The sequence below is a fragment of the Blastococcus sp. OS1-29 genome (genome assembly GCF_057628075.1).
Genome location: NZ_JBXXJK010000003.1, coordinates 563442 through 571365, shown reverse-complemented (window position 1 = coordinate 571365; position 7924 = coordinate 563442). Strand labels below are relative to the sequence as shown.

Below are 7924 nucleotides of genomic sequence, written 5' to 3'. Positions count from 1 at the left end.
TCGCCGCCAAACTCAACGGGCGCCCCCGCAAGACCCTGGGCTTCAAGACCCCAGCCGAAGTCCTCGCCCGACTACTCTCCGAAGATCAACAAGCTGGTGTTGCGACGACCAGTTGAATCCGCCGCGGCGATGGCCACGAGTTCGTATGACTCGACGCATCGACTACTTGCTGAACGCCGCGATCATGTCCATCACGGCGGGGCCGAGCAGCACGATGAACAGCGTCGGCAGGATGCACAGGATCAGCGGGAAGATCACCTTCACCGGGATCTGCATGGCCTTCTCCTCGGCGCGCTGGCGCCGCTTGAGCCGCATCTCCGACGCCTGGGTGCGCAGAACGTCGGCGATGGAGACGCCGTACGCGTCGGCCTGGACGACGGCCCCGATGAAGCGGCGCAGGTCGGGCGCGCCGGTGCGCTCGGCCAGCGCCAGGTAGGCCTCGCGGCGCGGCTGGCCGACGGCGATGTCCTGCAGCGTGCGCACCAGCTCCTCGGCCAGCGGTCCCTTGCCGTTCTTGCCCGCGCGACTCATCGCCGACTCGAAGCCGAGGCCCGCCTCGACGGCGATCGTCATCTGGTCGAGGGTGTCGGCCAGCTCGAGCCCGATGGCCTCCTGCCGTTCCTGGCCCCGGCTGTAGAGCAGCAGCTCCGGCAGGAAGTAGGCGACGACGGCCACGGCCAGCACGAGGACGGCGTACAGGGCCGAACCGTGCGCGGTGAGGACCAGCGCACCGAGACCACCGGCGACGGCGAGCAGCACCAGTTTGGCCGCCACCAGCTTCGACACCGGCCAGTCGGCCGGCCGTCCGGCCCGGCCGGCGAGCCGGTCCAGCCGGGCGACCGTGCCGTCGGGCGTCAGCCCCTGGACCAGCCGGCCGCCGAGCCGCGACCGCGACGGGCCGGTCCGGTCGGCCGGGAGTGCGATGCCGCGGACCAGGTTGTCGCGGGCCTGCACGGTCAGGCCGCGCGTCCTCGGGAGCAGCGCCCAGGCGATGACGAGCACGCCGGAGACGACGGCGGCGGCGGCCGCCAGCACGGGAACGGGAAGAGTGGTCATCAGAACTTGATCGCCACCGTCTTCTTGAGCCAGAAGCCACCGACGAGCATCAGGACGACGACCGCGGCCATCATCCCGTAACCCATCAGGCTCTCGGTGAACTTGTGCAGGTAGCTGGGGTTGGTCATGGAGATGAAGCCGATGATCGCGAACGGCAGGGCACCGAGCACGAGCGCCGACAGCTTGCCTTCTGCCGACAGCGCCTTCACCTGACGTCGGATGGCGTTGCGCTCGCGGATCGTGTTGCCGACCGCGTCGAGCACCTCGGCCAGGTTGCCGCCGACCTCGCGGTGGATGGCGATCGCCTGCGCGATCCACAGGAAGTCCTCGCTGCCCATCCGCTCGGCGACCTCGTCCAGCGAGTCGCCCAGGTCACGGCCGACCCGGGTCTCGTTCACGATGCGCGAGAACTCTTCGGCGGTGGGCGACGCGGCGTCCTGCGAGACGGCGTCGACGGCACGCAGCAGGCTGTGTCCGGCGCGCAGGCTGCTCGCCATCAGCTGCAGCGAGTCGTCGAGCTGGTCGGCGAACGCCGCCTGGCGCCGTCCGGCCTTGAACGTCACGAGCAGGCGGGCGCCCAGCGGGACGACGGCCACCATCGCCAGGCCCAGCCAGAGATCGACGAGCAGCACGCCCAGGACGACCGCCCCGAGCGTCCACATCCCGACCGCGAGGACGAAGTTCGGCAGCGACGTCGTCATGCCGGCCTGCTCCAGCGCGGCGGCGCCGGCGGCCAGCCGACCTCGCTTGACGAGCACCTTCTCCACGGCGGCACCGGCGGCGGCACCGGCACCGGCGAGCGCGGAGGACTGGGGCGCGACCGTCGGGTCCAGCCGGCTCAGCGGCACGCGCGGCGGTCCTGCGGGCACCACGACGAGCGCGACGAGGAAGAGGCCGGCTGCGATCAGGACGAGGCCACCGACGAGCAGCAGCGGGCTCATGCCCAGCTCCGCACGAGCTCGGGAACGCCGAAGACGCGCGGCGACAGCTTGATTCCGAGTTCGTCGAACCGGTCGGTGAACCGGGGGCGGACGCCGGTGGGCACCGGCTTGCCGAGGAACTTGCCGGCCGTGTCCACGCCGGCGGAGTAGTCGAAGAGGAATGCGTCCTGCAGTGTGACCGTCTCGCCCTCCATGCCCTGCACCTCGGTCACGTGGGTGACCCGGCGCGTGCCGTCCCGCAGCCGGGTCAGCTGGACGACGACATCGACCGCCGACGCGATCTGCTCGCGGATGGCCCGCAGCGGCAGGTCCATGCCGGCCATGAGCACGAGGGTCTCCAGCCGCGCGATGGCGTCGCGGGGAGAGTTCGCGTGCACCGTCGACAGCGAGCCGTCGTGGCCGGTGTTCATCGCCTGGAGCATGTCGAGTGACTCGCCGCCACGGCACTCCCCGACGACGATCCGGTCCGGCCGCATGCGCAGCGAGTTGCGGACCAGGTCGCGGATGGTGATCGCGCCCCTGCCTTCGATGTTGGGCGGCCGCGACTCCAAGCGGACGACGTGGTCCTGCTGCAGCTGCAGCTCGACGGCGTCCTCGATGGTGACGATCCGCTCGCCGTCCGGGATGAACGACGACAGCACGTTGAGCAGCGTCGTCTTCCCGGTGCCGGTACCGCCGGACACGATGACGTTCAGCCGCGCCTGGACGCAGGCATCGAGCAGCTCGGCCATCTCCGGCGAGAGCGTGCCGAAGCCGATCAGGTCGTCGACGGTGAACGGGTCCTTGGAGAACTTGCGGATGGTCAGGGTCGACCCGCTGAAGGCCAGCGGCGGGATGATCGCGTTCACGCGCGAGCCGTCGGCCAGCCGCGCGTCGACCAGTGGCGAGGACTCGTCGATCCGCCGGCCGACCCGGGAGACGATCCGGTCGATGACCCGCCGCAGGTGCTCCTCGGAGGTGAAGCAGACGCCGGTCCGGGTGAGCTTGCCGTGCTGCTCCACGTAGATGTGCTCCGGGCCGTTCACCATGATCTCGGTGACCGAGTCGTCGTCGAGCAGCCGCTGCAGCGGACCGTAGCCGAGCACGTCGTCGGCCAGCTCCGCCGTGAGCCGGGCCCGCTCCTCGGTGCTGAGCGGGACCTTCTCCTCCTCGACGACCTCGTCCAGCTCGCCCAGCACGATGGTGCGCAGCTGGTCGGCGGACAGGTTCGGGTCGTTCATCCGGCTGCCCATGCGCTCGAACAGCGCCTTGCCCACCCGGTCCTTGAGGCGGGCGAGGGCGTCAACGGGCGGCGCGACCACCGGGGTGGGGACGGCGGGGCGCGGCACGGGCACGGCGGCGGTCGGTGCCGCTTCCACCGACGGCGCCGGCTGGCCGTGGGCCGCCGCGAGACGGTCGGCGAGGTTCACGACGCCGCCCGGTGCTTGGCCCGGTAGCGGCCCGGCTGCATCAGCGGCGTGGCCGCGAACCGGGAGACCAGCCGGCGCAGCTCCTTGACCATGGGGTCGCGCTTCTTGCCGTTCTCCAGCAGCGGCACGCCCTGGTTGGTCGAGGCCGGCACGCCGTCGGCGCGCGGCAGGACCACGTCCACACCGGTGCCGATCGTCAGCTCGACGTCGCGCACCGACAGGCCACCCTTGGGGTCGGCGAAGTTCATGACCACGTGCCGTCCGGCGGGGATCATGGCCAGCTCGCGCAGGACGTCGAGTTCCTTGCGCAGGCCGCGGACGCCGGGCACGTCCATGCTGGTCAGCATCACGACGTCGGTGGCCCGGTCGAGCGCGGCGAGGGTCTGCTCGGACAGCCCGGGAGCGGTGTCGACGACGACGTAGCGGAACTCGCGCGCCAGCATCGCGAGCAGCCGCGTGACGTCGTCCCCGCGCACGGTGTCACCTGCTGCCGGCGACTCGGCGCCACAGACCGCGTACAGCCCGCTCGGGTGCTGGGTGAGGAACGTCTTGAGGACCATCGTGTCCTCGCTGGCCGGGCCGCGGACGACGTCGGGCAGCGTGTACTCGGGCACGAGGCTCAGCGCGGACGCGACGTCGCCGAACTGCACGTCGAGGTCGACGAGCACCGTCGACTGGGGCGCGGCCGCGGTGAGCCCGATGGCCAGGTTGGTAGAGACCGTCGTCTTGCCGACCCCGCCCTTGGGCGACGCGATCGTGATGACCCGCCCCGTGTAGCGCTCGGTCTCGGTGGCCGGGCGCAGCACGCGGCGCCGTCCGTTGGCGGCCACCGATGCGCGCTCCAGCGCCTCGGTGATCTCCGGGACGTTGGCCGACGGCGGCAGCAGGTCCCGGATTCCTGACCGCATGGCGGCCTGCCACATCTGCTGCGAGGCCTCGGTGATGAGCACGACGCTGATGCCCGGCGACTGGATGTCCAGCCGCGCGGCCAGGGTCAGCACGGCGTCCGGCGAGGCACCGGGGCCGATCACCAGGACGTCGGGGAGTTCGCCGTCGAGCAGCTGCTCGAACAGGCGCGCAGGGTCGGCGGGCAGCCGGCCCGGGGGAAGGACGTGGACGTCGCCGTCGGCGGCCTGCTTGACCCGCAGCGTGAGGTCCTCATCGGCTGCGGCGAGCACGACGCGGCTCATGCGAAGGCCTTTCCGTAGATGTTGCCCTGGGTGATGACGTCGGTTCCGCCGGTGTCGGCGCCGGCCGGCTCCAGGGTGAGCCAGAGCGTGCCGTGCTCGATGCCGAAGACGACCGCCTCGGCCTGGGCGGCGTCGACGGCGAGCGTGATCAGCAGGCTGCCCGAGGGCAGCGGGGTGCCGGAGGACGCCATCGAGGGGTCGGCGCCTTCCTGCTGGGCGGCCGGGTCGACCGGCGTCGGGGCGCCCTGCACCTGGGTGACCAGCACGTGGTGGAGCACGGCGTGCGTGGTTGCCGTGCCGTCCTGCATGGTCATCGAGACGAGCACGCCGACGGTGTCGCCGGCGGCGAGCCGGCCACCGACCGCGCGCTGCGGTTCGACCAGGACGCTGACCTCCTGCAGGCCCCCGGGCACGTCGACCTGACCTGGCGACGTGCGCGACTTGGGGTCGACGAACCGACCGGTGAGCAGCTGCTCGCCCGGCAGGATGTCGGCGTCGGACACGCGCCCGGAGAGGGCGGAGAGGTCGATGACCCGGCCCGCGACGGCTGTCTTGGCCGGCACCCTCTCGGTGCGGACGAGGTCGGCCAGCTGGTCACCCGAGGTGCCCTCGGGGATCAGCTGCTCGGCCACGAGCACGTCCACGGAGCGGACGCCGGCGAGGGCGCGGGCGTCCGCACCCCCGACGTAGGACAGCAGGACCACCGTGCCCACCACGAGCAGGAGGAGGGCCGCGAAGGCGGCCAGGAGTCGACGCATCACGGTTCGGCGCCCCTTATCGGATGAGTCGGAGGACGGAGGCCCCGAGCTGCGGGGCCGTCGGGCTGTAGGTCCAGGCATCCCGCAGCTCGACGAAGCGGGTGAAGTAGCCGGTGATGCACCGGACGCTGGGGTTGCTGCCCGGGCCGCAGACGCTCTGGGCGCTGCGGTTGCTGCCGTTGAAGGCGTACCCGGTCAGCCGGAAGGCGGCGTATCCGTAGACGCGGTACCAGGCGTTGGTGCCTGTTCCGCCGGCCTGGTCGAACAGCGGCAGGAGGACGGTCTGGTTCAGCCAGCGGTCGAAGTCGGCCTTCGTGCAGCCGCCGGGCAGCGAGACGCCCGTCGAGGACGTGAGGATCTGCTGGAGGGAGGTGGTCGCCTTGCAGGTTCCGGCGTCGGGATCGACGAACGCGAACCCGCCGGGTACCTGGTTCCCGCCCGTGCCGGTGCAGCCGCTGCTGGTGTCGTCCTCGCTGAACTTGACCACCTGCGCCGTCGTGGTCGCGAGCCCGCCGGTCTGGAACTTGAAGGAGCAGTAGGAGAAGGTCAGCGGGAGCACCGAGGTGCCCCGGCTGGGCGCGCCCCACCCGACGGTGGCCGACGCGCTGACGGCGCTGGAGTCGAAGCCGAGCACGGGCGCGAACCAGTGCTGGACCGGGGTCCGGCCGGCGACCGTGACGCTCAGCGGCACGCTGTTGAGTACGGGCTGGGCCGCGGACGCGTCACCGTCGTTGGCGGCGACCATGGCGCGCGCCGTGGCGAGCATGTCGCCGCAGGCGCCGCGCGAGCAGTCCTGGGCGACCGCGATGGCGGCGGCGTCGGCGGCGACCTGCAGCCGAGCGCGCTCGGCGTAGAGGGAGCCGACGTCGACGGCGATCGCCGCGAAGCCGAGCAGCGGGACGAGCAGCAGGGAGAACACCACCGCGGCGGCGCCGCGCTCGTCGGAGACCCGGCCACGGAACAGGTCGGTCAGCCGTTGCATCGCATGACTCCTGTTCCGTGGAGGGTGATGGAGGTACCGAAGAAGCCGGTGAGGAACGGCATCGGGTAGTCGATGGTGAGACGCACGGTCTCGTTCCCCGTGCCGCTGCCCGGGGCCGGGCACGGGAGGGGGACCTTGATCTGGGCGTCGGTCAGGGCCGGGTTGAGCGAGGGGGCGGCGCTGCGGGCCGCGGCTCTGGCGGCTGCGGTGTTGTTCTGCAGCGCCATGGCCCGCACGCCCTCCCGGGCGGCGGCCGACAGGGTGCCCTGCACCTGGAAGGCATGGCCGAACTCGGCGATCCCGAGCACCAGCACGATGAGCAGCGGGACGACGAAGGCGAACTCCACCACGGTGGCGCCACGTTCTCCGTGCAGCGCTGCCTGCAGACGCTTCCTCATGCTGATCACCGCCTTCCTGGGTGTGTGCGACAGCGCAGCGGCCCCCCTGACCGGGGGCCGCTGCGCCGTACAGCCGTGGGCCCGGAAGTGACGTCAGGCAGCGGCCGGCTTCGTGAGAGCGGTCGTGATCTTCTCGAACAGGGTGTTCAGCTGACCGCCGAGCAGACCGACGGTGACGATGATCGCGACGGCGATCAGGCCCACCAGCAGGCCGTACTCGACCGCGGTGGCGCCCTTCTCCTCGCGGACGCGGTGCTGCGCGACCGCGACGAGGCTGAACATGGTGGCGTAGAGCTTCTGCATGTCGTGCTCCTTGGGGGATCGACCGTCCGGACCGGATCGGACGACCCGGCCTCGCGGCTGTAGGGAGCAGATCGAGTCGGCGGGCCGGAGACTTGAGCGCCGCTCACCCGGACGGTGGACGTTCTCACCCCCAGGCATCACTCGTCCGGATCAGATGTGACGCTCGGTGAGCACATTCAGCCGGACAGCGGCCCGGCCCAGCCGATCACCAGGGCCGCCCCCAGCAGCATCGCCGGGCCGAACGGGAGCTCTCCGCGCAGCCCGATGCGGCGGGTCAGAAGTAGAAGAAGGGCGAGGACGGCCTGGACGACGAATCCGGCCGCGATTCCCAGGACGAGCGCCGCGATGCCGAGCCAGCCGAGGTAGAGCCCCAGCAGGGCCGCCAGCTTCGCGTCGCCCATCCCGATGCTGCGCGGCGAGATCAGCACGAGCACGAAGAAGACGACGAAGAGGACGGCGGCCCCGACGACCCCCCGGAGGAACGCCGACCACTCCCCCGTGGCGAGCGCGGCGACGGCGAGCAGGATCGCGCCGGCCACGATGGCCGGCAGCGTGACCCGGTTCGGGAGCGTCTTGTGCCGGAGGTCGACGAGGGCGAGCAGCACACCGGTGGCCGCCAGGACGAGGAACGCCGGCAGCTCCCAGGAGAGCCCGAACCGGACTTCGGTGAGGGCGAACAGCGCCGCCGTCCCGAGTTCGACGAACGGCAGGCGGACGGCCCTGCCCTGTCCCCCCTCGTTGTTCCAGGGGTACCGCCCCGCCAGCCGGTTGACCACCCCCCCGACGACCACGCCCAGCAGCGTCACCACGACGAGCGTGGCGGGGCCGGCGTAGGACACGGCGGTCACCTTGACACAGCGCCTGGCGGCCGTTCCGCAGCCGCGCTC

At 71.7% G+C, this 7924-nt stretch carries 9 protein-coding genes; all 9 read right to left on the bottom strand.

Translation table 11 applies throughout. The features are described 5' to 3' along the window. Window positions 1-162: 162 nt before the first annotated feature. The 9 genes from AC2H4J_RS10950 to AC2H4J_RS10910 all read right to left on the bottom strand — a co-directional run bounded on the left by AC2H4J_RS10950 (window position 163) and on the right by AC2H4J_RS10910 (window position 7876). Complete coding sequence (locus AC2H4J_RS10950; protein ID WP_487464888.1) at window positions 163-1056, bottom strand: type II secretion system F family protein; 894 nt, start codon at window positions 1054-1056, stop codon at window positions 163-165. Further along, window positions 1056-1997, bottom strand: coding sequence for a type II secretion system F family protein (locus AC2H4J_RS10945; RefSeq protein WP_487464887.1), 942 nt, complete (start codon window positions 1995-1997; stop codon window positions 1056-1058). The genes AC2H4J_RS10950 and AC2H4J_RS10945 overlap by 1 nt, the downstream gene beginning before the upstream one ends. Next, window positions 1994-3406 (bottom strand): TadA family conjugal transfer-associated ATPase, encoded by a 1413-nt coding sequence (locus AC2H4J_RS10940; RefSeq protein ID WP_487464886.1) that lies wholly within the window; start codon window positions 3404-3406, stop codon window positions 1994-1996. Before AC2H4J_RS10940 ends, AC2H4J_RS10945 begins: the two co-directional genes overlap by 4 nt. Beyond that, window positions 3403-4596 (bottom strand): CpaE/TadZ family protein, encoded by a 1194-nt coding sequence (locus AC2H4J_RS10935; RefSeq protein WP_487464885.1) that lies wholly within the window; start codon window positions 4594-4596, stop codon window positions 3403-3405. The genes AC2H4J_RS10940 and AC2H4J_RS10935 overlap by 4 nt, the downstream gene beginning before the upstream one ends. Then, window positions 4593-5354: a Flp pilus assembly protein CpaB gene (cpaB, locus tag AC2H4J_RS10930; RefSeq protein ID WP_487464898.1), complete on the bottom strand. Its 762-nt coding sequence runs from the start codon at window positions 5352-5354 to the stop codon at window positions 4593-4595. Before cpaB ends, AC2H4J_RS10935 begins: the two co-directional genes overlap by 4 nt. A gap of 16 nt (window positions 5355-5370) precedes the next feature. Further along, the gene (locus AC2H4J_RS10925; RefSeq protein WP_487464884.1) at window positions 5371-6336 is read right to left on the bottom strand and encodes a pilus assembly protein TadG-related protein; all 966 of its coding nucleotides are present in this window, start codon (window positions 6334-6336) and stop codon (window positions 5371-5373) included. Next, on the bottom strand, window positions 6324-6734 hold the full coding sequence (locus tag AC2H4J_RS10920; protein WP_487464883.1) for a TadE/TadG family type IV pilus assembly protein: 411 nt from the start codon (window positions 6732-6734) through the stop codon (window positions 6324-6326). Before AC2H4J_RS10920 ends, AC2H4J_RS10925 begins: the two co-directional genes overlap by 13 nt. Before the next feature lie 93 nt (window positions 6735-6827). Continuing rightward, on the bottom strand, window positions 6828-7037 hold the full coding sequence (locus tag AC2H4J_RS10915; protein WP_487464882.1) for a Flp family type IVb pilin: 210 nt from the start codon (window positions 7035-7037) through the stop codon (window positions 6828-6830). A gap of 176 nt (window positions 7038-7213) precedes the next feature. Beyond that, complete coding sequence (locus AC2H4J_RS10910; protein WP_487464881.1) at window positions 7214-7876, bottom strand: prepilin peptidase; 663 nt, start codon at window positions 7874-7876, stop codon at window positions 7214-7216. Between the last annotated feature and the right edge of the window lie 48 nt (window positions 7877-7924).